General features: G+C 55.1%; 18 protein-coding genes. 8 read left to right on the top strand and 10 right to left on the bottom strand.

The genetic code is table 11. The features are described 5' to 3' along the window. The first annotated feature begins 342 nt into the window (after positions 1–342). On the top strand, positions 343–1,194 hold the full coding sequence (locus Q31a_RS10630) for a sugar phosphate nucleotidyltransferase (protein WP_145077361.1): 852 nt from the start codon (positions 343–345) through the stop codon (positions 1,192–1,194). Between the two features lie 41 nt (positions 1,195–1,235). After that, on the top strand, positions 1,236–4,583 hold the full coding sequence (locus tag Q31a_RS10625) for a UTP--glucose-1-phosphate uridylyltransferase (protein WP_145077359.1): 3,348 nt from the start codon (positions 1,236–1,238) through the stop codon (positions 4,581–4,583). 30 nt (positions 4,584–4,613) lie between these two features. Here Q31a_RS10625 and Q31a_RS10620 read toward each other — a convergent pair whose 3' ends face one another. Continuing rightward, complete coding sequence (locus Q31a_RS10620) at positions 4,614–4,970, bottom strand: putative signal transducing protein (RefSeq protein ID WP_145077357.1); 357 nt, start codon at positions 4,968–4,970, stop codon at positions 4,614–4,616. A 75-nt stretch (positions 4,971–5,045) separates the two neighbouring features. Next, complete coding sequence (locus Q31a_RS10615; RefSeq protein WP_145077355.1) at positions 5,046–5,462, bottom strand: hypothetical protein; 417 nt, start codon at positions 5,460–5,462, stop codon at positions 5,046–5,048. 489 nt (positions 5,463–5,951) lie between these two features. Between Q31a_RS10615 and Q31a_RS10610 the strand changes: the two genes are divergently transcribed. Both Q31a_RS10610 and Q31a_RS10605 read left to right on the top strand, forming a co-directional pair. Continuing rightward, positions 5,952–6,671 (top strand): orotidine 5'-phosphate decarboxylase / HUMPS family protein, encoded by a 720-nt coding sequence (locus Q31a_RS10610; RefSeq protein ID WP_145077353.1) that lies wholly within the window; start codon positions 5,952–5,954, stop codon positions 6,669–6,671. A gap of 91 nt (positions 6,672–6,762) precedes the next feature. After that, positions 6,763–8,604 carry an ATP-binding cassette domain-containing protein gene (locus Q31a_RS10605; RefSeq protein ID WP_391575321.1) on the top strand — a complete coding sequence of 614 codons (1,842 nt, stop codon included), beginning with the start codon at positions 6,763–6,765 and terminating at the stop codon, positions 8,602–8,604. 53 nt (positions 8,605–8,657) lie between these two features. Here Q31a_RS10605 and Q31a_RS10600 read toward each other — a convergent pair whose 3' ends face one another. Continuing rightward, entirely contained in the window at positions 8,658–11,060 is a 2,403-nt protein-coding gene (locus Q31a_RS10600) for an efflux RND transporter permease subunit (RefSeq protein WP_145077351.1), read from the bottom strand. A 168-nt stretch (positions 11,061–11,228) separates the two neighbouring features. Continuing rightward, positions 11,229–11,372 carry a hypothetical protein gene (locus tag Q31a_RS30115; RefSeq protein ID WP_197356631.1) on the bottom strand — a complete coding sequence of 48 codons (144 nt, stop codon included), beginning with the start codon at positions 11,370–11,372 and terminating at the stop codon, positions 11,229–11,231. 46 nt (positions 11,373–11,418) lie between these two features. Here Q31a_RS30115 and Q31a_RS10595 point away from each other — a divergent pair, with 46 nt between their 5' ends. Together Q31a_RS10595 and Q31a_RS10590 are read left to right on the top strand one after the other, a co-directional pair. After that, the gene (locus Q31a_RS10595; RefSeq protein ID WP_145077349.1) at positions 11,419–11,829 is read left to right on the top strand and encodes an HU family DNA-binding protein; all 411 of its coding nucleotides are present in this window, start codon (positions 11,419–11,421) and stop codon (positions 11,827–11,829) included. A gap of 131 nt (positions 11,830–11,960) precedes the next feature. After that, positions 11,961–12,176 carry a hypothetical protein gene (locus Q31a_RS10590; RefSeq protein WP_197356629.1) on the top strand — a complete coding sequence of 72 codons (216 nt, stop codon included), beginning with the start codon at positions 11,961–11,963 and terminating at the stop codon, positions 12,174–12,176. Between the two features lie 206 nt (positions 12,177–12,382). Here Q31a_RS10590 and Q31a_RS10585 read toward each other — a convergent pair whose 3' ends face one another. Continuing rightward, positions 12,383–14,047, bottom strand: a complete 1,665-nt coding sequence (locus tag Q31a_RS10585) for a sialate O-acetylesterase (protein ID WP_231691144.1) — start codon at positions 14,045–14,047, stop codon at positions 12,383–12,385. Between the two features lie 285 nt (positions 14,048–14,332). Further along, positions 14,333–16,120 carry a methyl-accepting chemotaxis protein gene (locus Q31a_RS10580; RefSeq protein ID WP_145077345.1) on the bottom strand — a complete coding sequence of 596 codons (1,788 nt, stop codon included), beginning with the start codon at positions 16,118–16,120 and terminating at the stop codon, positions 14,333–14,335. A 334-nt stretch (positions 16,121–16,454) separates the two neighbouring features. Between Q31a_RS10580 and Q31a_RS10575 the strand changes: the two genes are divergently transcribed. Both Q31a_RS10575 and Q31a_RS10570 read left to right on the top strand, forming a co-directional pair. Further along, the gene (locus tag Q31a_RS10575; protein ID WP_145077343.1) at positions 16,455–17,201 is read left to right on the top strand and encodes a ParA family protein; all 747 of its coding nucleotides are present in this window, start codon (positions 16,455–16,457) and stop codon (positions 17,199–17,201) included. After that, positions 17,194–18,321 carry a ParB/RepB/Spo0J family partition protein gene (locus Q31a_RS10570; RefSeq protein ID WP_231691143.1) on the top strand — a complete coding sequence of 376 codons (1,128 nt, stop codon included), beginning with the start codon at positions 17,194–17,196 and terminating at the stop codon, positions 18,319–18,321. Before Q31a_RS10575 ends, Q31a_RS10570 begins: the two co-directional genes overlap by 8 nt. Before the next feature lie 40 nt (positions 18,322–18,361). Here the strand turns inward: Q31a_RS10570 and Q31a_RS10565 are convergent, their stop codons facing one another. The 4 genes from Q31a_RS10565 to Q31a_RS10550 are packed head-to-tail and all read right to left on the bottom strand — an operon-like array spanning position 18,362 to position 23,597. Then, complete coding sequence (locus Q31a_RS10565; protein WP_145077340.1) at positions 18,362–19,228, bottom strand: CheR family methyltransferase; 867 nt, start codon at positions 19,226–19,228, stop codon at positions 18,362–18,364. Next, positions 19,219–20,277 carry a chemotaxis-specific protein-glutamate methyltransferase CheB gene (gene cheB / locus Q31a_RS10560; protein ID WP_145077338.1) on the bottom strand — a complete coding sequence of 353 codons (1,059 nt, stop codon included), beginning with the start codon at positions 20,275–20,277 and terminating at the stop codon, positions 19,219–19,221. Before cheB ends, Q31a_RS10565 begins: the two co-directional genes overlap by 10 nt. 10 nt (positions 20,278–20,287) lie before the next feature. Further along, on the bottom strand, positions 20,288–20,800 hold the full coding sequence (locus Q31a_RS10555) for a chemotaxis protein CheW (protein WP_145077336.1): 513 nt from the start codon (positions 20,798–20,800) through the stop codon (positions 20,288–20,290). A gap of 16 nt (positions 20,801–20,816) precedes the next feature. Continuing rightward, positions 20,817–23,597 carry a hybrid sensor histidine kinase/response regulator gene (locus tag Q31a_RS10550; protein ID WP_145077333.1) on the bottom strand — a complete coding sequence of 927 codons (2,781 nt, stop codon included), beginning with the start codon at positions 23,595–23,597 and terminating at the stop codon, positions 20,817–20,819. Between the last annotated feature and the right edge of the window lie 414 nt (positions 23,598–24,011).

The raw sequence follows: 24,011 nt of genomic DNA, 5'->3' as shown, positions 1-24,011 counted from the left end.
GCAACCGGCAACAGCGATTCGGGGCGATTCCAGGTTGCGATCCAATCGCCTCTGCGGGGCGACGTTGCACACGCTGCCGATGGAGCCTGGCGGTCGCTCAGCGAATTGATTGGTTGGCTAGATTACCATCGTAGATACATTTGGAGGCCTCGGCAACAAGCGAGTCGTCCCAGCTTCCGTAAATACCGCTCCCAACGCTCGGCCCATTTCAGCAACGCGAAATCCATCTTCTCTCCGTCGCATCCCAGCGGCATCCTGCTATAAAGTAGCCTCCAGCTGCCTGTGGCAATGCTGTGGCAACGACGCCAACCTTCCGATGCCCATCGAAAACAAGACCTTGGAATGAGAGTTCGCAAAGCAATTATCACCGCAGCAGGCGTAGACAGGACTCAGCTTCCTCTACAGACAGTCGTCGACCGGGTAGGTAGGGTTCGCACCGCCCTGGACCTGCTGATCGACGAAGTTGTGGCCGCCGGAATCGAGGAGATCGCAGTTGTCATTCGTCCTGGGCTCAAACCAGACTTCAAGCAGGCTGCCACCGATCATGCAGCCACGCTGGAGTTCATTGAACAAGACCATCCCCGTGGGTACGGAGATGCCGTGCTGCGAACTCGTGCGTTTGTCGGAAACGCCCCCTTTCTGCACCTCGTCCACGACCATCTTTACGTCAGTCGCAGTCGTGTGGCGTGTGCCAAACAATTGATTGATATTGCAGAACGCGAGAATTGTGCGGTATCCGCGATTCAGGCCACGCGTGAGAATCAATTGGCGTATTTCGGAGCTATCGGAGGGATCCCCATTCCGCGGCAGAGTCGGCTCTACGAGATCCGCACGGTGATTGAAAAACCGACTCCCACCGAGGCTGAACAAAAATTGATGGTGGCAGGCCAACGCGCTGGACACTACCTATGCCTGTTCGGAATGCACGTTCTCACTTCGGAAATCTTTGACCTGCTTCAACACGATCTCGAAAGATTGCCAGCCGGAGCGTCGCTCAACCTCTCAGGTGCTTTGGCGCAGTTTGCCAGCTCCCACCGCTATTTGGCTGCTGAGCTCGAGGGAGTGCGATACGACATCGGCGAAAAATATGGTCTGCTCATCGCGCAGCTGGCTATCGCACTTTCTGGCGACGATCGCGATCGCATCCTGACGGAAATGCTGGAGCTGGTTGCGAAATCCAGCCCCCATGCGTAACCCTTTCGCCCAACTCGGTTCCCTCATTGAAATCTCTCGGAATGTCGAAGTCCAAATCTGCAAACGTCGCTGACTTGTTGGAGATTGTCACCTCTAACGATCCGGAACAGCGTGACGCCTCGTTGGACACCGCCTGCTCGGACATGAACGCAGAGCAGCTGTTGACCGCCTGTCAGCAACTCGACGACTTTCGACGCGAATGCCCGAACCTGTACCACCGCGTCCGAGCACTGTTTTTCCTGTATGCCATCCATCGCTTCCATCTCCCACGCGTACTGGTTGAAAGCGAATGCGGCAGGATTCCCTTGGGCGGTTACCAGCATCTCTTGCAACGCCGATTTAGCGAGGCAATTGGCGAGTTCCTTGGAGAGCAGCGCCGCGCAGGGGCCAGTATTGCACTGAGTAGTGCGCTGGCCACCTCCTATTACCGACTGGCCTTCCAGACCTTGGCCGACCAGGTAAGAACCAGCGTCCGCACGGTTAAGGGCAATCAATGGATGTTCCGCACCGGGCACCCCGCCGATACTCCCCTGCGAATTCGTCCGGAACTCCTGCGTCCCACCTCGGAAGGGGCCTTTCCCATTTTACGGGAGAAAACCAGCGTGCGAATGGATTTTTCGCACAGCGGCTGGAGCGATATATTTTTTCTGGGAATGGATTTCCCGGAAGGTGCCCGGGCCATCAATGCTTCGATCGACCTTGCCATCCGTGGGGTGCATACCGCCCCCCAGCCACCTATCGATGCCGCTTTGCGGGTCATCGATGAACCGGTCCTGCGACTGGTAAGCATCGACCTGGAAGCCTCCGTTGACGTGCAAACGGTGCCAGAGGTTTTTGACTTTGCCCGCGACTACTTGGGACTACTCAAGGCAGCTGTCATTGCCTCCGGCTTGTTTCCACCGGGCATGGAAGGCTGTGAGGCACCGGTCACTTCGGTGCTGAACCGACTTGTAGGTGCCGGGCGAGGCCTGGAGATTGTTAGCCGTGTCAATGACATTCCCAAGGGCTCACGACTCGCCGTTTCCACTAATTTGTTGGGCTCCCTCATCGCGGTCTGCATGCGCGCAACTGGACAGACATCCTCTCTGACGGGACCGCTCGAGGAATCGGATCGGAGGATCGTGGCTGCCCGCGCCATCCTGGGTGAATGGATTGGCGGGTCCGGTGGCGGCTGGCAGGATTCGGGTGGTATCTGGCCTGGGATCAAATTGATTTCCGGCGCGCAGGCTACCCCCGAAGATCCTGAATTCGGAGTCAGTCGCGGCCGACTTTTGCCGGAGCACCACGTCTTCTCGGAAGAAGAGATTTCCACCGAAACCAGGCAACGCCTGCAAGACTCCCTGGTCCTAGTACATGGCGGGATGGCACAGAACGTCGGCCCCATCCTAGAAATGGTAACAGAGAAGTATCTCCTGCGTTCACCACAGGAATGGCAGGCGAGGAAGCACGCGATGTCCATCCTCGACGAAATTCAAATTGCCCTCAAATCTGGTGATGTGCAGCGCATAGGTGCGTTGACCGGTCAGAATTTCTCTGGCCCCCTGCAACAGATGATTCCCTGGTGCTCCAATCAGTATACTGAAGAGCTGATCAAGCAATGCCAAGCTAAGTACCAAGCAAAATTCTGGGGCTTCTGGATGCTGGGAGGCATGGCGGGGGGAGGTATGGGATTTATCTTCGCTCCCGAGGTGAAGGAGCAGGCTTCCGATTGGTTGGCCGATGTGATGTTGTCCACTAAACGCAGACTGGAAAACAGCTTACCGTTTGCCATGGACCCGGTAGTCTATGATTTCCGAATCAATGCCGATGGCACCTCCGCAGAATTTTCTTGGTCACAGGCCATGCCTCAGGGCTACTACGAGCTGATGATTCCGAGTCTGTTGCGGAAGGATTTGCAGAACCTCAGCCCAGCGAGAAGGCTGGAGTTAGAGCGCGTTGGTAGCCTGTGTCGCGAATCGCATCCCTCCCCTGACGGCGCATTGGACGGGCAGCTCGCCGGACGCTTGCTGGATCGCATACTGCCCCAGGCAATCCCTGTCGAGAGTGGTAAAGAATCCATGGAAGGCCTGCTGGCACAACATGGGTTTGATTCAGTTGCGCATGCCCAACTCCGCGAAGACATGTTGGCCGGTCGCTTGGGCTTGCCCCAGAATCGATTGCCCGCAACCGCGCTCATTGAGGATGTTGCGGAGGGGGATGTCACCGACGCGCGTGCTGGAGCGCCCGCATCACTCCGAAAAAGGGCTGAGCAAGCCATCGCAGCGGGTGAGATCGCCGTGCTCACTCTCGCAGCGGGAGTTGGCAGCCGGTGGACCCAAGGCGCAGGGGTGGTCAAGGCCTTGCATCCGTTCTGCAAAATCGCAGGGCAACATCGCACGTTTTTGGATGTTCACCTCGCCAAAAGCCGCAAGACTGGCGAGCGGTATGGTCGCTACCCCGCCCACATCGTGGCTTCCGGCTACATGACAGATTCTCCGATTCGCCAGTATTTAGAACCCCTTGCATACCCTGGCAACAAGCTGGTTTCCTCGGGAAAAAGCGTCGGACTACGCCTGGTTCCCACCGCCCAAGATCTGCATTTTGCCTGGGAGGAAACAAGCCACCAACTGTTGGACGAACAGCAAGAGAAGATGCGGCAGAGCGGGCGAGCGGCACTGCTAGCATGGGCGAGTTCTCAAGGCCACGCGGCAAACTACCTCGACAACCTCCCGCTCCAATGCATGCACCCCGTCGGACACTGGTATGAGGTGCCCAATATGCTCCGCAACGGAACGTTACAAAAGCTGTTGCAGATGGAGCCGCAGCTTCGGTATTTGATGCTCCACAACATCGATACGCTGGGAGCCTCCCTTGATCCCGACATTTTAGCGCTCCACATGAATAGCAATGCGTGCTTGTCGTTCGAAGTTATCGCTCGGCGACTAGAAGATCGCGGGGGCGGTCTGGCCCGTGTCGATGGGCGGCCACGTTTGGTGGAAGGGCTGGCCATGCCCAACGAGGAAGATGAATTCAAATTGAGCTACTACAATTCCATGACCACCTGGATCGATATCGATCGGTTACTCGATGTCTTTAAGCTATCGCGAGACAAGCTGGAGGACTCCGAACTGGTCGACGAGTCGATTCGTAAGTTGGGAAGACGGATCCCAACCTACATCACCATCAAAGAGGTGAAAAAGCGTTGGGGAAAGGGGCAAGAGGATGTCTATCCAGTCTCTCAATTCGAAAAGCTCTGGGGAGACATGTCTTCTCTCCCCGAGGTCGATACGCAATTCATCGTGGTTCCCACAGAGCGCGGCCAACAACTAAAAGAGCAGGCACAACTCGATGGTTGGTTGCGTGATGGGTCGGCAGCAGCCATCGAGCAACTTTGCAGCTGGTCCCCATAAGGCGGCGAGAGCCCACCGAGCAGAGAGTCGCTATTCAGGAACGTCAACATACTTGCCACAATGCTTGCATGTCTCGACACCCCCCCTGCGATTCGATGCAAACGAGAGAGGCTTCCCACAGTTCTCACAATCGAATTCGATGGGTGGCCCCTCTCCCTTTTCGACTCGCCGCTGGCGCCATTCTGTAATGATGGTACGAGCGGCTGGCACTTCGGATTCCTGAACTTGAATCTTGACCCCGCCTATTGCATTGGAGAGCAGCCAATCCATCGCAATAATGTGTTCATCTGCCAATACGGCTTGAATCCCCTGATCAATCAGCATGTCTTTGATGAGCTCGGCTTCGCCCAAATAGGTACATTCGTCTACGGTGACCAGCTCATGCATGTTGTTCTAGCCTTTGGCGAAACGGGGAGTGTTGGGGCCGACCAAGCGATGCAAGCTCACCATGCTGTCCAGCAACTACCAGTACCATCGCCGCGTATTGCCAGCCGAGACGATTGCCGCCCGAGCTGGGATGTAGAAGAGTTGCGATCCAAAGGCCATGTTGCTTGCATTCAAGGTCGGTCGCGCTGGCGAATAGCCAATCCACTTATTCCATTCTATCCGCATGGTCCGCTGCTCGTGCTCGAACCTTGCCTGCTGCTGGCGGTAGGACAGCGCAGCCGATTCATTGTATCTCGGGATGGGATTCAACGAGACCGACGGGGAGTTAGAAAGGGGAATTTGCGATACCGCCTCACTCTCAACGGCCGGACTCGCCGGCGGGCCCAATAAGCCCGGGGCAGAGGCCACCGCTTGAGCACTGGCAAGTTGAGGGATTAAGAAGCTGACGAGCATTGCGATGGCACAGGCACTGATGCGACTGAAGTTTTTCATAGAATTCTCCACGGATTGGGATTGTTGAGACTCAGCATTGCGATCCGCCTGGAAGTCGCCCGAAATCATGGGAGCGGCCGAGCAAATTCCCGAGTTCAGAGCCTCCAACGGCCCTGGAACCACAAGTATTCTTGTATCCTGTTCGACACATCGCAATTCGATCTGCTTCTATCCATCGATTCCCCAGGGGTGGGGAGCCCAAGCCAATGCTAGCAATTCGCAATATTGGCCGCACCTCAACGTTTTAACTGCGGATCGGCGAAACTGAGAGCATTGCCATCGAAGACTCCGATTGCGCAATCACTGTGGATTGACCACTGTGGATTGACGCGCAGGCGGTCCGCCGCAAACTGACGAACTCCATGCCCCTGGCGAGGGACGCGGCTACCGAATTGTGCTTAACTTCGTTAAGCTTGGACGGTGCAATTGGCCTGCGGTGGAAGCGGGCGAGCGAGCACCCCCGATTGGCCCCCTTGAAGGACAACAGCGATGCTTCCCATCGTGCAAATATCTCTCGACGTCACCACCATTGAAGAAGCGATTCGCACCTCAGAGCTGGCTCTACGGGCTGGTGTCGACTGGTTAGAAGCGGGTACGCCTCTGATCCTTTCCGCCGGAACGCAAGCCATCCGCGAGCTTCGTGCCCGATTTCCAGACACACCGATCGTGGCAGACATCAAGTGCATGGACGGGGGGTATTTAGAGGCCGAGATGATGGCCCAAGCCGGTGCTAACTCGGTCGTGGTCATGGCCCGAGCCCATCCCGAAACGCTGCGTGTGGTATGCAAAGCAGGCCGAGACTACGGGATCAAAATCATGGGGGACAACTTGGGGTGCCCCGATATGGTAGCCGGCGCTCGCGAGTTGCAAGAATTGGGTTGCGAAGTCGTTATTCACCATATTGGTTACGATGAGCGACGCGGGATTTCCGCCCGCGGCGAAGTTGCGCCCACACCGATGGATCAATTGCGTGAAATTGTGGCAGCCGTCGAAGTCCCGGTACAGGCCGTCGGCGGCTTGACGATCGAGCAAGCTATCCAAACGCCGCTGTACGGCGCTCCCTTGGTGGTGATTGGGGCTCCGTTGGCGGTCAACCCAGAGCGGTTCGAGGCGGCTGGCGGCAATCTAGAACAAGTCCTCAAGCAAATCTGCGACGAGGTGCATGCGCATGGGGATGTCCCCGTACGGCGTCCCTTGGAACTCAGTTAGTTTGCACCACAAAGTGGGTTCGCGATTCGCTCGCTACCATTCGATTACAAAACTCAAATCCTAAACCTAGTCAAAAAAAGGTTCGCACCTCGTGCCGCTGGTTACCCTTCAAGACCTATCCATCCGTTTCCGCGGTCCCGCGCTGTTGGATGAGGTGAATTGCATTATTGAACCTGGACAACGTATTGGCCTGCTCGGTCGCAACGGAGCAGGCAAGACAACACTACTTAAAATCCTTTCGGGAGTCATCGAGGCAGATCACGGAAGCGTCCAATGGGCCCCCGGCACGCGCGTCGCCTTGTTGCAGCAGGACGTACCGCAGGATCTGGCGGGGACCGTGCATGAAGTGGTGCGAAGTGGAATCTCGACAAGCGGAGGAGCAGACGACGAGGAGATCCAAGACTGGGAGATCGATCACAAGGTAGATCAGATTCTGTCTCGCATGGAACTTGATCCAACCGCCAGTGTGGCCTCGATGTCATCGGGGATGAAGCGACGTGTCCTCTTGGCACGCGCGTTGGTCGATGCTCCCGACCTGCTGCTCCTGGACGAACCCACGAACCACTTGGATATCGATGCCATTCGCTGGCTGGAAGACTTCCTGACGCGATGGAACAAGGCCTACATCTTCATCACGCACGATCGTCAGTTCCTGCGAAAATTGGCAAGTCGGATCTTGGAGATCGATGGCGGTCAGATCTTTGACTGGACCTGCGATTACGATACGTTCCTGACTCGCAAAGAAGAGGCATTGGCCGCGTTGGAAAAGCAGAACGCGCTGTTCGACAAGAAGCTTGCCGAGGAGGAAGTTTGGATTCGGCAAGGGATCAAGGCCCGCCGAACTCGCAATGAAGGGCGAGTGCGGGCGTTGGAAAAACTTCGAAGTATCCGTAGCGAGCGACGCGAAAAGATTGGCACGTCCAATCTGCAAATTCAAGAGGCAGGGCGAAGCGGAACTCTGGTTGCGCGTGTGGAAGGAATTTCCTTTGCCCACCCCGCTCGCGAAGGTCAGGCGCCCACCATTATTCAAGATTTCTCAACCACGTTGTTTCGTGGAGACAAAGTTGGCATTGTGGGCCCCAATGGTGTCGGCAAAACCACTTTGCTAAAGCTGCTGCTAGGCGAACTTGAGCCGCAAGCGGGAAACGTGCGTTTGGGAACCAATCTGCAAGTGGCCTACTTCGACCAATTGCGCGACCAATTGGATCCCAACCGAACGGTCGAAGAAGATGTCGCCGATGGCTATGAGAACATTAATCTCAATGGAAAACCGCGGCACGTCCTCGGTTATTTACAAGACTTTTTGTTCACTCCCGCCAGGGCACGGACCCCCATTAAACAGCTCAGCGGCGGTGAGAGGAATCGAGTTCTATTAGCCAAGCTCTTCGCGAAACCGGCCAACGTAGTTGTGTTGGATGAGCCGACTAATGATCTCGACGCCGAAACGCTGGAAATGCTCGAAGAGCGATTGGTGGATTACACTGGAACTTTGATAGTTGTTAGCCACGATCGAGAATTTCTCAACAACGTGGTCTCAAGCACGCTCGTCTTCGAAGTTGGTGAAGACGGCAATTACCGCATCGGAGACTATGTCGGCGGATACGACGATTGGCTGCGACAATCTCGTCAAAGACAACAGGACTTGGCCAATGCCGCCAAGTCTCCAGCCGTCGCTGCGCCGGTCGAGTCGGGAAACACGGCAACGAAGCCCTTGCGTAAGAAATTGACGTTCAAGGAACAGCAAGAATTAGCAGCGATTCCCAAGAAAATTAACGACCTAGAGTTGGCCACGGTGGCTCTCCACGATGCCATGGCTGCGCCAGATTTTTACAAACTCCCCGGCGATCAAATTGCACTCAAACAAGCGGAGCTCGCTAAAATCGAAGCAGAGATTGCCAAGCATCTAGAGCGATGGGAAGAGCTTGAGTCCTGACTCAACCCGCAAGTGGAGCAACTGGATTCTGCTTGCCGTGAGATGTTCGAACCTCAACCTGAGGCTATCTCCCGCTTCTTTCCGATCCACTTCCCTAGCGGTCCTTGCAGCAGAGCCGGAAGCAAGATGAGATCCCCCAGAATGGCCCCACTGAGGATCAAAATCATCAGTAGAGCGAATTTGCTAGTGGGTAGGAAGTCACTAAAGAAAAAGGGGAGCATTGCTCCGGTGCAAATAAGTGTCGTGTGCAACATGGGGCGCCAACAGGCCGAAATGGCAACCTGGACAGCAGCGCTCGGCTCCTTGCCAGCACGGCGTCCTCGCACATACCAGCTGATAAAGTGCAAGGTGTCATCGACCGCAATCCCCAGCGCCACGCTGGCTGTTAGGATGCTGGCGACATCCAATTGAACACCCCACCATCCCATACCGCCAAAGACCATCGCCACGGGCAGAATGTTGGGGATCATCAGTAGGCAGCCAGCCAATACGCCTCGCACAATCAACATCATGACGGGGGTGATGAGGACGAAAGCGGTCATGAAACTGATCCCTAGATCACTCAGCAACGCGTGATGGGCCCGTTCAACGACCGTTCGCAGGCCAGTGACGGTTAGATCGCAAGCGGGCAATTCCCAGCTGTTAATCTCTGCAGCATCCACCGTTGGCACAACCGCAGGGGGCTCCCCAGCGAGCAATATCGCCAGCCCGCGCTCGACCATTTCCTTACGGATTGCGTTGAAGTTTTCCCCGTTCATGTCGCGCACGCGAATCGACAATCGCCACGTCTGCCCCGCATCCGATTGATGGACTAATTGCGCCGCTTGCAGCACGGGCAGCATCTCCTCGAGTTTCTTGCGGAGCACAGCCCGCCGAATAGTGCTCCGAATCCCCTTCGCTTCAAGATCGAACGGTTCTGCTCCCTGCTTGAGCATCGCCAGCGGCAGAAACGTAGCTGTCGACCAAACCGAGTCCACATGCGGCGATTGCTGAAGCGCTGTGTGCAAGTTTGCAAGGAGCTGCACTTGGTCTGGAAGATCCACCGCCGCGGTGCCAGGAAAATCGAGCAAGAACTCGAGTACATTGATGGGCCCTATATTTTCCTCCACCCACCTGAGGCTCTTCACGGCGCGGCTATTGGCCGGGAACATATCCGTAAACTCCGTCGAAGTTCGCAGCCGCGGAATTCCTAGCAAGGCGATGACCAACAGCCCAATTCCAACGAGCGAGATCGGAGTCGAATACCGCTGAGTCGACTGGAAAATGAAAGTGCTGAACCTAGCATCCATTGGTCTCAATGGAGGAGGCTGCGGAGGCAAGCCTTCGTGCAGTCGGTTATGCGATGCCGGCGCACTCTCAGCTTTTGCTGAAATACCGCTTCCACTGCCAGCATGCAATCGCCCGAGGCTGCGGTATGCCCAAGCTGAAAGGGAGCTGCCCGCCGGAAAGGCGAATAACAAGACCGTCGTAGAACAGCCTAAACCAATAGCCGCCAAGAGCCCAAATTGCCAGACTGGGGCGAGCTGGCTGACCACCAGAGAACCAAATCCGAACAAGGTCGTGAGTGTCGCCAGTACGCACGGCATCGCTCCTATTCTGAGAGCGTCAGCCCCCGAGGTGTGCGACTGCTCCCCACCCGCATCCATAAAGTAATGGGTCAAATGCACCGCAGCAGACAGCGTCAACATGAAGACCAGGGTGGGTAGCACTACCAGAACAGCACTCATCTCGCCTAGCCAAACGGAAATCAGCGCTAGGCCGAGCAGTTGCCCTATGCCTGCAAAGGCAAAGACCAGCAAAGTCAAACGGACGCTTCGCAAGCATCGCCAGGCCACCAATAGCGCTAAGAGCGAAGAGGGCCAGACGTAATACTGCATCGTCTCGCGACTGGCACGGTCGATAATCGAGACCTGAAGCGGTTCCCCTGCAAGGATCAATTCCTCCGGTGAGAAGTTGAACTCGGCGACTGCAATTGCGGCAATTGCAGCCAAGAGCTGTGTGCGCATCTCCCCAGGCGCAAATCCCAGCTGCAACGTCACGAAGCAGGTCAGATTTTTCCCCAGGGCGATCCCCTGGAGACGCTCGATGGCTTCTGGCTCAGTAAAGTTGAGCGGTGAGTTGGTGAGCTGCTCGACAGCCTGCAGCGAATGGTTCACCGTTAGGATGCGGTATTCCGGATGCTGCTGGCGAAGTGCCGACAGCTGTTCGGCGAAAATCGGCAAGCGAGCGTCTTCAAGATCGCAATCAGGCCAACTGATCAATAGGAATTGGTCGTGGCCAAAGTGCTCAACGAAGCGATGGTAGCTAGCGACGACTTGATCGTTCTCAGGCAACCATTCTTCGACCAACGCAGTCCCATACCTCACATGGATTGCCCAATAGCCGAGTATTGGCAAGAGACACAAGATTAATGCCAGGGCAACGTTGGAAACTTTGTAGATCCGGGAACTGTCCAAGCTGTGGGCCTAGATTCGTTGGCGAACGAAGAGATGGAGATTGCAGCGGGAACAGTTTAAACGGGAAGCTGGAACGTAGTGAGGGGGCTCCTGCACCACTGAATCGCTCCGATTACCCGGGTGGAATTGCTTATGACGGAAAGTGGGATTGCAGGAATTTAGTAAAGTTTAGCGACTGTAAGGACGATTCAGTTGTTTGTAGGAGTTGGTGTTCAGTTGCTGACCGGTGGCTATTGCACCGAGGCGGTAGCTTTCCCAGACCTTGACGGACGGTTGCTCTGGCAGTAGACTTCGCTCATTAACTTGTTGCATGCAAATGACTTACGGCGTTTGTGGGCTGGCTAAGGAGCGACCGCACGTGACCAAAAAAGAGATCGTTAAGACGATTTCCGATAAGACGGGACTGACTCAACTCCAAATCAAAGAGATTGTGCAGCTCACCTTTGATGGTATTGTCGAAAACCTATTGGACGAGGGCCGTGTCGAGCTTCGCAACTTTGGCGTATTCCAGGTCAAAAGTCGCAAGGCACGCAAGGCACGCAATCCTCGGACTGGTCGGCAGGTCGACGTACCTGAGAAATTTGTGGTAACTTTTAAGCCTGGCAAAGAGATGGAAGCTCGGGTTCAGAAGCTGGAAGATGCCGCCGCTGAAAAGGCTCGAATCGAGCTGGCCCTGGCGGAACAGAAGGAATTGGCCCGTGGGCAGTCCACTGGAGGGGGAACTCTCCCAGGGGATGCGTCCCAGCCAATTCACCATGAACCGAATTAGTAAGGAAGTTAGTACTTCACCGTCAATGCCCTAGCCGGCATGTGCGGCGGTGAGTGCGGACCGAGTTTTTAAACTGCTCTAACGCGACGCTTAGAGTAAAGACCAGCCAGATGTTTCACGGAGGAACTAGGATGCGACGCTGGATTTGTGCTGCTTTATTGTTGGGCTGTGTGACCGCCAGTGGTTGTGCGCTACCTATCTACTCCGCAATCCCTGAAAGACGTGCCGAGCAGTTGGTCTACACGTCGGAAAACCTCCGCTTGCTTCTGCAAGAGTGGGAGCGTTTTTGGATGGTAGATCAGCCTGACCACATGACACCTTATCGCGTACACGGTGGTGTCATCTAGGTCGCGGCACCTGCGAATCTCGATGCTGTCCTGGAAATCGACCAGCGCGATCAACACCTGTGAATTCGAAGCGTCAGCGTAGGGGCCTTTGCCGTTTCCAGCTGACGCTTCGTGCTAGCAACTAAGCCGGCCATCACGGCCGGCTCAGTAAATCTTCAGAGCAACTGCGCCGGGTGACAAGTCGCCGGGCTCAGCCAATCGCCGATCTATTTGGCGTCGACCGTCTTACCAGGCCAATCGTCGGTACGGAACGGTGTGAGTGGCAGCGTGACTCCGCTGTACATATTGCAGATCGGATTGTCGGCCCAAGCGTAGCGAACCGCTACCGGCTCAGGCACACTGCTGCTGGAGACTTCAACCCGTCCATCGCTGAGAATCTTTGCGTCCGCATTGACGAACTTCTTGTCAGCACCGGCGATGGTGAACCCAAGGGGTTGCGCTACGTCAAAGGGGCGCCAGCCTCCATCCACATGGTCGAAGGAAAGAGTGATTTTTCCATCGGCAACTTCCATTGCGCGATAGGTCGGGCTGTGGAAAGCGACCTCTACCCCATACTCGTTGGCCAATGCCCAACGCGCCAATCGCTGTCCAACATCCACTTTATTGCGAGGGTGAATATCTTTTCCCTCGCCAATGTCGATGATCACCGCTTCGCCCGTATTGGGTAATTTGGTCATGGTCATCGTCTGAGCTTCGCGCAATTCGGCCCAATCGCTCTCCATCGGCTCAGTGGACTCATTGCGGAAATCGGCTAGCTGGACCCAATAGAATGGAAAATCTCCCTGGCCCCACTCTTTGCGCCAGCTATCGATCATCAAGGGAAACAGATCTCGATACTGATAAGCTCTCCCCGCATTCGATTCGCCCTGATACCAGATGGCCCCACGAATGCCGTAACCGAGGTGTGACTTAAGCACGCCATTGTAGATATTGGCTGGACGATGGTTTCCATCCAGGTTACGAGACAGATTATTCAACCGGTCTTGCTGCTCTTTAGTCAATTCGGGCATGGCCTTGAGCTTAGTGCGTTCGGCTTCCATGGCGTCATAGCTCGCCAGGCGTTCGGCGTAAGCGCCATCGGCCTCCAAGACCTCACGGCTGACCCACGCTTCGGCAGCGGAGCCGCCCCATGAGTCGTTGACGAGCCCAATGGGAGTGTCAATCACTTGGAAGACTTGGCGACCAAAGAAGTAGCCGACCGCAGAGAACTCGCCTACGGTGTCGGGTGAGCAGACCATCCAATCGGATTTGTCATGCGTCCAAACGGGCTCTTGCGTGCCAACGTTCGGGTAGTTGATCGACCGGATCAGTGGGTACTTGGCGGAAGCTTTTACCAAATCGGGGTCGTTGGAATTGCCTACTCTCCATTCCATATTGGACTGCCCCGAGCAAATCCAAACTTCTCCTACCAACACGTCGGCAATTTTGATTTCGTTGTTGCCACGAATGGTCAACTCTTGCGACTCTTTGTTGGCGGGCATGGGATCAAGCCATACCGACCACATCCCTTGGTCGCTCGCGACGACGGATTGCTGCTGACCTCCAAAGGAGACCGTAACTTTCTCACCGGCGTCAGCTTTGCCCCAAACTTTATTGGGCTGCTTCTGTTGGAGGACCATATGGTCACCGAAAATATTGGGGACCGCGACGTCGGCCATGACTGGGCTGGCAATGGCCAGCGGCGCCAATGCGCAGACCAACGGCCGCGCCACTGTGCGCAGGGAAGCAAGAAGTGTTGCTTTCAGGTTCATGTTGAATACCTTGGTGGGAATGGGAGGGAGGTGGGCGTGCAGTTGTGCGAAAATATCGAGCGGGACAAGATGCCGCAGAACGATATTGAGCTGAGCACAACTTCGTGGCGGCCTAAGCATTAAAGCCGCCTAGCGCCCCAGTAAAGTAGCATAATATCAGATGATAACCCGGTGCGCAGCCAGTTTCAGCACTCGGTTTTAAGCTAGCTCAAAAAATTCTTGTCGGACCTATGCCACTTGCGGGGGCAGACAACTCAGAGGCCAGCAGGTTCCAGGGAACGCTGGGGACTACGCCATTGCAATCATGCTCACGCCAACTGCCAAACGCGCAGAATCCAACTGGGGTGCGGCCAGATCTCCTTGCCTTATGTTCAGAGCGTAATCTTGCCTCAAGCGCACTGGGGCTCACACGGCAAACGCATCGAGCTGTTCACTAAAGTGCTCGCTAACACGTCGCACATTGGACCCTGCCGCCTTCGTCAACTCCACTTCCTGTGATGTTTTTTCTGCGATGGCGTTCACCTCGTGAATACTCAGGCTAACCTCTTGGGCGGCTAGTACGGTTTCGTCAACGCCACTAGCGACCGTCCGTGTGATCTCCGCGGCAGCAGCCAGCTGACGAGTGACCTTGGTGATCGTCTCCTTCTGTTCGCTTACGGCATGCGATGTTTCCGACGTGCAGCGGCTGACACTCTCCACGACCGTAGCGATTTCGCGGATGGCATCGACAACCTGTTGGGAGATGGTTTGAATGGATTCAATTCTGCGCCGAATCTCACGGGTCGCTTCCGCCGTTTGCCCAGCCAACTGCTTAACTTCCGCAGCAACGACGGCAAACCCCTTGCCGGCCTCCCCAGCTCGACTGGCTTCAATCGTCGCATTCAATGCCAGTAGATTCGTCTGTTCAGCAATGTCTTTGATGACACTGATAATGTCGCCAATACCATTGGCAGCCGATTCTAATTGCTTGATCCGCTGGCCGCCGTCAGCTGCTAGGGCTTCCGCGTCTTGAGCAATTCTGGCAGACCTCTCGGTATTGATGGCAACATTCTCCGCATTGCTCATGACTTGGCAGGATGCCGCGGCCACCTCCTGCACCGTTGAACTGACGGTGGAGAGGGAAGTGCGAATCGATTGCAAAGATTGGCTCATTTCCTCAGCCGCGGTTGAAACCGATTGCGACCGAGTGGAAGTATTCATTGCGGCCATGCCAACACTGTCGGCCGTTTGGCCGAGGCTGGTAGAGACCTTCCCCAATTCGTCAGAATTGCTCCGAAAGCTCTGAATCATGGCTCGCATGCGTTGGGTCATGGTGTTGATCCCAGCTTGCAATTGGCCGACTTCATCGTTGCTTTCCACCACAATTTCATGTTTCAAGTCGCCGGCCACGAGTCGAGAGAATGCCAGCGAGGCATTTCGAAGTGGATTGAGCAGTGACTTATTGAGGAGCCAAGCCAAAACCGCACACGAAACAATAATTGCAACACCGACCATCCCAAAGCCACGCAGCGTTGCTTGTGCCACCTTGGCGTCGGCTCTGTCCATCGACTGGATTACTTCGTAAGCCCCGTAGCTAGCTCCTATGGCCAGATTGTCCATCGGAAAACCAGTCCCATCGATTCCTTCCGCATTCCCCCAATACTTCTGTGAGTTCTTCGCGTCTCCATGACAGATCATGCAATCTTCCGTCAAATGGATCGGGCGAAAATAGCGGATGGCGTTCATCGCGGTATCGAACTCATAGTAGTCTTCTGCCGAAGCCGAATTGGAAAATCGCTTCAAGACCTTGACTTCCACCTCATCGGGCGTGTTGTCGGGATTGCGAGGGTTCAGATGAGGCAGCTTGAAACTATAGCCACTGGTCAGCGCCCTCTCGCTTAGGATTTCTCTGGCCGCCATGATCGGCAAACTCGATAGAACTCGTTCGGTTTCTCCAGCCTGCGCCCACCCCGCTACCTGCTCTTGAGTGTAGATGCCTGTTCGCCAGTTATGAGCAACTCGCGTTCTGACCGATTCGGCCAGGTCGATGATCTGCCGCGATTGATCGGCTGCATCTTGCCGCGCATCGGATTGCACCACCGAGCGGAACATCCACATGAATCCCAGCCCGAGACAGATCAGTTGTAGCGAGACCAGCGAAATCAGCTTGCTGCGCAGACTCCGAGAACGGTACCAGTGTACAAGTTGCATCATCTTAACCCCAGAAGATTCGCGAGACCGTTGGACAAATCAACGATTCCCGATTCCGCTCACTGCTTTGAAAGGATTCAATACTTAACTGTTGGAATTGCGTCTTCTTCTTTGCGGGGCCTAACAACCATGCAGAATGCTTCGACCGCAAGCGCCGGCCAGATTCCGCAGAGCTCGCTAGCTGCGGCTTACCGTACGACGAATCGCTCCCCCTTTGAGGAATGTAGGGAAAATGCAATCCATGCCTGAGCGTCCAAGCTTGAATGCTAGCGTTGGAAGGCTGGTAAGTTTGCAGAATTGGCATTCGCGCCTGCGCCCAAAAAAGAGAGAATCCGGAATGGCGCGAATTATCTGCATTGCAAATCAAAAAGGTGGAGTTGGAAAGACGACAACGGCAGTCAATCTGTCCGTTGCGCTAGCCCGCGCAGGTGAACGCACCTTGCTTGTCGATCTCGATCCTCAGTGCAATGCAACCAGTGGTGTGGGATTGCAGCCAGCCAACAACCATCCTCTGTTGCTGAATGCCCCTCTACGGGACAGCCTGCTGGCAACGCAGTGGCAGAATCTAGACTTGCTTCCTGGCAGCCGTAGTTTTGTCGATGTAGATCGCTTGGAACGTGGCAGTGAAAGCCACGCCAAAGTACTGCGACAGCATTTGGACGTGAGCATGGCTAGCTTCGATTACGTCTTGATCGACTGCCCCCCCTCCTTGGGGCAACTCACGCAGGCCGCCCTTAGCGCCAGCACGGAAGTTCTCATGCCCATTCAGTGCGAGTTCTACGCCATGGAGGGCTTGACGCAAATGATTCATGTAATTCGGACCATAATGCAGCAAGGGGACGGCAGATTGACCTTTGGCGGAATCCTACTGACGATGTATGATCCCACCTTAGAACTGACTCACGAAGTCGATGCTGAAGTCCGCGAGTTTTTTGGCGATATCGTTTTTGACACGGTAATTCCACGAGATGTTAGCGTATCCGAAGCACCCAGCCACGGACTAAGCGTAATGGATTACGCTCCCCGATCGCGTGGCTGTCGAGCCTATTTAGAATTATGCATGGAGGTACTGGAACGTGACTAAAGATCGACGACTGGGACGTGGTTTGGCGGCACTCTTGGGAACACCTCTCGAGGAAGATCAAGTTCTCGACTCCACGGCAACCGGGGGCACCAACCGCACTGCCACGCCGATGGCCAACCGCTCGCCACAGCAAGTGCGCCCAGCAATGAGTCCACCCAGCTCTCCGCGCGTCCAAGGGGCTTCGGTATCGCTACCCGAGCAGCGTTCGCAACCAACGGGCTCGGCCAGCAGTAGCTCGAAGGTAACGGGCTCAGTACCGCTCCGCTCAGAAAAGGCATCCAGCCCGTCGATGCCAAGGGCCTTGGAATTGCAAGTTGATGAAATCGACAACAACCCCTTCCAACCACGTCGTCAGTTCAATGCTGAGGAAATTGCTTCGCTGGCGGAAAGCATTCGTGAGCATCAGCAATTGCAACCCGTCTTGGTTCGCAAGGTCGGTGATCGCTACCAGCTCATCTCTGGCGAACGTCGCTTGCGCGCCACCATTCACGCCGGCCTGAAGACGATCCGAGCCGAAGTTCGGCAAGCGGATGACCGACTCGTAGCAGAACTAGCGATTGTCGAGAACTTGCAGCGGAAAGACCTTGACCCGATCGAAAAGGCACTCTCGTTCCGCCGCTACATTGACGAACACCAATGCACACAAGAGGATTTGGCCAAGAGGCTTAAGATCGACCGCAGTACGATCGCCAACCTCATGCGTCTCTTGGAGCTGCCTGAAGCCATCCAACAGTCGATTCAGAGCGACAGCTTAACCGCTGGGCACGCCCGCGCCCTGCTCCCACTGGGAGATGAAACGCAGCAATTGGATTTTGCTAGGCAGATCACTGAGGATCGGTGGAGCGTTCGGGAAACAGAGCGTCGCGTCAGCGAGCAACTTGCTCTTGAAGACGGAGCGATTGCAGGCTCGCTGGGCGGGGGCAAGAAGTCAACTCGCAAACGCGTCTCGCCACAAATCGCCGCTCTGGAGCAACAACTCCGGCTCGCACTCGGAACCAAAACCGAGCTCAAGCAGAGTGCGAGTGGCAAGGGTAGAATCGTGATCAGTTTTGCCAACGCTGATGAGTTCGATCGGATTTGCGCTTTGATTTGTCCTTCCGTCGAGCACAAGGCAGCCTAGCACCGCCCTCCTTTACCGTCGCCAGCACACCCACTCTCAACTAAGTCGCTGGCCGTGAGGGGTGCGGCACAGCAACCGTCGGCAGTGGTCGATAATAGGTTCCGCGGCAGTGCGCAAATGCATTGAATTCTCGATTGAGGTCTAACAAGAACTCGGCGGCACCAATAAACAAATACCCATCATCAGCGATTGCGCGACGAATCTTGCGAAACAGTGCTTTCTGCTGTTCGTGGGAGAAATAGAGCGCCACATTGCGGCAGAAAACGATGTCCATCGTTCCAAAATCGGGCAGCGGTTGAAGCAAGTTAAGACGCCGGAACTGGATGAGGCGGCGCAGTGACTCATGGATTTGCCACCCTTGCTCCGCGCGCGAAAAATACTTTTCGCGTAGTTCGGGGCTCAAGCCTCGCTGAATTTCGGTATCGTCGTACCACCCTGACGCAGCGCGCTTGATCGATGCTTCGGAGATATCGGTCCCGAGAATTTGGATGTCCCACGTTTCCAGTTTGGGTATCATCTCGTGCAAGATCATTGCAATACTGTAGGTCTCCTGCCCAGTCGAACATGCAGCAGACCAGAATCTTAGCCGTTTCGGACTGGAACTAGCTGACCTAGTGTCGATGGTTTCAGGAAGTGCCTTGTAGCGTAGGGCATCAAAGGGTGAGTTATCTCGAAAAAACATGGTTTCATGCGTCGTGATCGCATCGACGATGCGCTGTCGCAACGCGATTTCAACCGGCCGTTGTGCGCGATCCACCAATTCTCGGTAGCTAGACAAATGCTCCTGCTGAACAATTGAGCGCAAACGCGACTCGAGCAAGTAGCCTTTGCTTTGATCCAGTTCCAGCCCACATAGCTGCTGAATCAAGACGCACATCCGTTCCACATCATGCGGTTCTAGATGCATTGAAATCCTCCCATCCCGACAGCCCGCGTCATCTGACTCGCGATACTTTCGATGTTGCCCACATAATCGGACATCCCCGCTTCAACAACTCGTTTGGGCATGCCGTAAACAACACACGATACGGCATCTTGTGTAAGGACATAACCACCCGCATTGCGAACCGAGCGGCAGCCCTCAACGCCATCCTCTCCCATTCCGGTCATCACCACCGCTAGCAGGCGTCCTCCCACACTCGAGGCAAGCGACCGAAAGAGATAATCAACGCTCGGTCTGGCATTGCATTCAGGTGGGGCATCGTCAAGCACAATCGCCATGCGATTCTCGGTAGCGTTGATGCCCATTTGCCGCCCTCCAGGTGCGACATACACGGTGCCCGCTTCCCCCTTCATTCCGTCGCTTGCTTCAACAACCCGCAACTCGCAACTTTGACTCAAGTGTTGAGCGAGTGAGCGAGTAATAAACGGCGGCATGTGCTGGACAACGAAGATAGGGACGGGAAACAGCGACGGAAGTTGCGGTAGAAGTCTGCTTAATGCCAATGGGCCGCCGGTAGAGACGCCAATGCAGACAGCACGAGGCGTGCCGCTTACGGCGCGCGTGGTGATCCGCCCGCTTTTCGCAGAGGGATCCTCTGCAACTAACGTTGCCCGCACTGCATCCAAACACGGCGCGAGTATGCTTCCCAAGCGTTGCACGCTTTTCGGCAAACTCGCCGCGATGGGTTTCACGATAAAGTCAAACGCTCCAGCCTCCAGCCCAGCGTTGGTCACTGCCGCCCCAGACGATGTCAACGAGCTAATCATGATGACCCTGCAATTCGGGTTTTGGTCCTGCATCCGTTGGACCGCCTCAATACCTGACATGCCAGGCAACTCGACATCCAGGGTTAGCAGATCGGGCTCAAGTTGCTGGCATCTTTGCAGCGCAGAAATGCCATCACAAGCGGTTCCGACGACTTCCACTGCGTCGAGCATTTCCAAGGCAGCGCGCACAATCTTCCTCGACAGCGGTGAGACGTCAGCAACGATGCAGCGAAGCACTTTTTTCATCTTTGTCCTTTCAGAGGCAAAGTGCGGCGGCAGGCGGCGAATGATTGTGACAGCAGTTGAGCAAGTTTTGCAAATCAATTTTCAGGATCAGTTTTCCATTGGCTTGAAACACCCCTTGAACATAAGTTCTCGAGATGCCTTGCAAGTTATTGGGAGGTGGTGACAAATCACGCACTTGTACCGGCAAAATGTCGGAGACGCGATCAACCCATAGGCCAACGGTCTCACTCGCATCCTTGATGATTAGAATACGACTTTCTTTTGTCGCGGGATTCGCTAGGATCCCAAGGTGACTATGAAGATTCAGGATGGTTACCACATCACCACGGAGATTGGCAATTCCTCGCACGTATTTCGGCGCATGAGGCACCTTCGTCAGTTGAGAATTGCGACTGATCTCTTGAACCGCTGAAATATCCAAAGCGAGAGTAGCTGCCCCCAATTCGAACGTTACCAGTTGCACCGTGTGCTCTTGCATTTGCCGTGTCCGCCGCCCAAAGAGGCTTTGATGGTCTTCCGTCATTTTGCGATCGCATTAATTAATTAAGGTGCAAGAGCTTTTGCAGTAGGCTCTCTCGGTCTAACTTGATTTCGTATTCATTGACGCCAGCCTGCCGGCCACGTTTGATGTCCTCGTCACCAGCAAGACTCGAAAGCGCAATGATTGGCAGCGGCGCCGTGCGTTGATTGCCACGCACCCTGGTGGTCAACTCCAGTCCAGTCATCCCCGGCATCTCGATGTCAGTGATCAATGCATAGGGAAGCGTCTCCATGTCTTCCAGTCGATTCCACGCCTCTTGACCGTCGCGGCAAGAAGTCACCGAATACCCCTCCTCACCTAATGTTTTCTCGAGATGCCTTCGAAAGAAATCCGAATCCTCCGCAACCAGGATATGCTTTCCTGCCGTTTCAATATTCTTTGCATCCTGCTGCACCAAACTTGGGAATGCCGATTTGAGGACATCGATGACGTCCAGTAAGCGAGTTGGCACTCCGTCCACTGCAACAATCCCAGACACGCCCTTCTCTCCAACGGTGGACGAGCCTACATCCAGCTCCACTTCACCGATATCGCCCAAGAGAGGTGCGATCAATCCAACTTCATGCACCCCAACTCGAAAGACCACAATGCTGACGTGTCGCAGCGAGGCATTGCGTGGTTTTGCCGCGACGTATTGCTCGAGCTCGATGAGTGGAATCGTGCTACCGCGATAGGACAGCAAAAGTTGACTGCCTAAGCGCTGGAGCGCCTTGACCTCGATGCGTTTTATGCGGCGGACGGTCGACATTGGGATTGCAAACTGCTCTTCCTCAGAGTTTCGAAAGAACAGAACGGAATGGAGTTCGCTAAGACCCGCGGCTGAGGCAGGAACAGCTGTTGGGCAAACGTGCGAATCCTCGGTGCGTATCTTTGCCATGCAGGCCACTCCAGTGACGTCCAAGATCAACGCCACTCTTCCGTCCCCCAGAATTGTTGCTCCCGCTAGACAATCCAAACAACTGAGTTTTGTTCCTAGCGGCTTAACTACAATCTCTTCGTTGTCAAACAGCCGATCCACCAGGATTCCATAGCGGTACTGTCCAGCTTCAACGACCACGATGTTGATCGCCATTTCACTATCGGAATTCTTCGTATTGTCCGTTTTCAGGATAGTGCTTAAGCGAACAATGGGCAGGAGTTGCCCGCGGAGCCGAAGCACTTCGGCTCCTTGCACATCTCCCAATCGCTGGGAACTCTCCGCTCTCGGAATGCGGATTAACTCCGTGATATTGGACTGAGGGATCGCGTATCGCTCCTCATCGACTCCGACGATAAGGGAAGGGATGATGGCCAGTGTCAGTGGTAGAGTAATGTGGACGGCAGTGCCTTTGCCGAGCTCCGTCTCAATGTCAACCGTCCCACCGATCTCCTCGATGTTGGTCTGAACAACATCCATTCCAACGCCTCGACCACTGACGTCCGTTACCGCCGTTGAAGTGGAAAACCCCGGTGCGAAGATGAGGCGAAGTGCTTCCGCAGCAGACAGCGATGCACTCGACGTGGCGTCCAGCAACCGCAGGTCCACGGCCTTAGTTTTGATGGCTTCCACATCAATGCCTCGCCCATCATCCTCCAGGCGAATGCAGACTTTACCCGCCTGGTGATAGGCCCTCAACCGAATCTCCCCCTCCTCCACTTTGCCATCGGCGTAGCGTTGGCTTGGTGACTCGATTCCATGATCAATGCAATTGCGAATCAAGTGAGTTAGTGGAGCACCGATCGCTTCAATAATCGTTTTGTCCAACTCGACTTCCCCACCGTTGATGACCAGGTTGCACTTCTTGTCGAGCTTGTTGCTCAGATCTCGCACCAAACGTGGCAAACGGTTGAAGACAGTACTGACCGGTTGCATGCGAGTTTGCATAATGGCATCTTGCAACTCGCTGGTCACGTGATCAATCCGAGAGGTCGCTGAACGCAGTTTCTCTTGCTCGGCATCCTCAACGGCCTGCAGAAGCTGGTTGCGGCTTAGTACCAACTCTCCTGCCAGATTCATCAGTCGATCCAAAACCACTACCGAAACCCGAACGCTAGCATCCGGTCGGGCATGGAGGGAATTAAGGTCCTGTGCAAGATGTTCTTCCGTAGCCCAAGCAGGTGCGTGGGATGGAGCTGGTGACGAACTGTCCGGCGGGAACGCGCTTTCGATATCGGCTCGCAATTGCCGTGCGAGTTGCAGCAGGGCTCGGCCACTTGACTCCTCGCAGCCCTCCGCGTCGGAACCTTCGCCTGGAGCCACCGGCGGCAGTGTAAGAGGTTTTGCTGGAAACGCAATTGCTTGAACTCTCTTCGAATGCGGCGTATCAGAAGTCCAATGCGACTCCTGCGCTACAGAAGGATGGGGCGTCTCCACCGCATCGGAGCCGGCAGACTCGGGAGTGGCTTGCAAACGACATGACTGCGCATAGATGAGATCGAGCAGACCAATGTTGGCAGATACATCCACAGCATTGCTATTGCCCACATCTGCGATCAAGTTTCGCAAAACGTCCGCAGAACGTAGCAGCGCCTCGGTCACCTCTGTGGTAGGAATTAGCTCCCGGCAGCGCATGCGGTTGAGAATGTTCTCCAAGCTATGGGACAATTCATTGATTTTCGAGAGCCCCAGGAAGCCCGCCGCGCCTTTGATTGAGTGAATTGCCCGAAACACCTTATTCACGAGCTCAAGGTCCGCGTGCTCCCCTTGCGTCTCGATCGCTAGCAGTTCCTCTTCGATATTGGCTAACTGTTCACTGCTTTCGCTCACGAACTCCTGTAGGATTTCATCGTCCTGAAACATGGAATTGCTCTCAGCTTATGATCGTCTCTGAATCGGCTTGCTTCCCCACGCGATCATGGAGGCGATGCAGCTATACGTACCTTAGCAGGCCATCGAATGACGCCACTGCCAAACCATACATCCGAGTTTAGGGCGGGTTGGGCGAGGAATAGACGAATTGACCAATGCTCAGTGATTGGTGTGCTAGATGGATAAACCTCGCAGATTGCAACGATTGAGCCGAATGGAGTGAACTCCGACCGGAAATGTGTTTCAGATTGGGCAGGGAAGCGTTTGACGGATTGCAAGTCGCAACCCAATACTTGACGTGAGCACACAGCAGATGCGGGTTCGGTGCGACGAAGTTTCCAACATGGGTTAAGCGTGGTATTGGGCGAAAACCATTTCTCTCGTAGGGATTTGCGAGGGACCCCG

Origin of the sequence: Aureliella helgolandensis (assembly GCF_007752135.1) — a bacterium.
In the GTDB taxonomy this organism is placed as follows: domain Bacteria; phylum Planctomycetota; class Planctomycetia; order Pirellulales; family Pirellulaceae; genus Aureliella; species Aureliella helgolandensis.
Note: the sequence above shows the minus strand (reverse complement) of the source record. Positions and strands in the feature narration are given on the sequence as shown.

Bases quoted from the DNA above. Each gene is read 5' to 3' on its own strand.
- Q31a_RS10630 (WP_145077361.1), top strand. From the start codon at position 343: ATGAGAGTTCGCAAAGCAATTATCACCGCAGCAGGCGTAGACAGGACT.
- Q31a_RS10625 (WP_145077359.1), top strand. From the start codon at position 1,236: ATGTCGAAGTCCAAATCTGCAAACGTCGCTGACTTGTTGGAGATTGTC.
- Q31a_RS10620 (WP_145077357.1), bottom strand. From the start codon at position 4,970: ATGCATGAGCTGGTCACCGTAGACGAATGTACCTATTTGGGCGAAGCC.
- Q31a_RS10615 (WP_145077355.1), bottom strand. From the start codon at position 5,462: ATGAAAAACTTCAGTCGCATCAGTGCCTGTGCCATCGCAATGCTCGTC.
- Q31a_RS10610 (WP_145077353.1), top strand. From the start codon at position 5,952: ATGCTTCCCATCGTGCAAATATCTCTCGACGTCACCACCATTGAAGAA.
- Q31a_RS30115 (WP_197356631.1), bottom strand. From the start codon at position 11,372: ATGCAACAAGTTAATGAGCGAAGTCTACTGCCAGAGCAACCGTCCGTC.
- Q31a_RS10590 (WP_197356629.1), top strand. From the start codon at position 11,961: ATGCGACGCTGGATTTGTGCTGCTTTATTGTTGGGCTGTGTGACCGCC.
- Q31a_RS10585 (WP_231691144.1), bottom strand. From the start codon at position 14,047: ATGCTTAGGCCGCCACGAAGTTGTGCTCAGCTCAATATCGTTCTGCGG.
- Q31a_RS10580 (WP_145077345.1), bottom strand. From the start codon at position 16,120: ATGATGCAACTTGTACACTGGTACCGTTCTCGGAGTCTGCGCAGCAAG.
- Q31a_RS10575 (WP_145077343.1), top strand. From the start codon at position 16,455: ATGGCGCGAATTATCTGCATTGCAAATCAAAAAGGTGGAGTTGGAAAG.
- Q31a_RS10565 (WP_145077340.1), bottom strand. From the start codon at position 19,228: ATGCATCTAGAACCGCATGATGTGGAACGGATGTGCGTCTTGATTCAG.
- cheB (WP_145077338.1), bottom strand. From the start codon at position 20,277: ATGAAAAAAGTGCTTCGCTGCATCGTTGCTGACGTCTCACCGCTGTCG.
- Q31a_RS10555 (WP_145077336.1), bottom strand. From the start codon at position 20,800: ATGACGGAAGACCATCAAAGCCTCTTTGGGCGGCGGACACGGCAAATG.
- Q31a_RS10550 (WP_145077333.1), bottom strand. From the start codon at position 23,597: ATGTTTCAGGACGATGAAATCCTACAGGAGTTCGTGAGCGAAAGCAGT.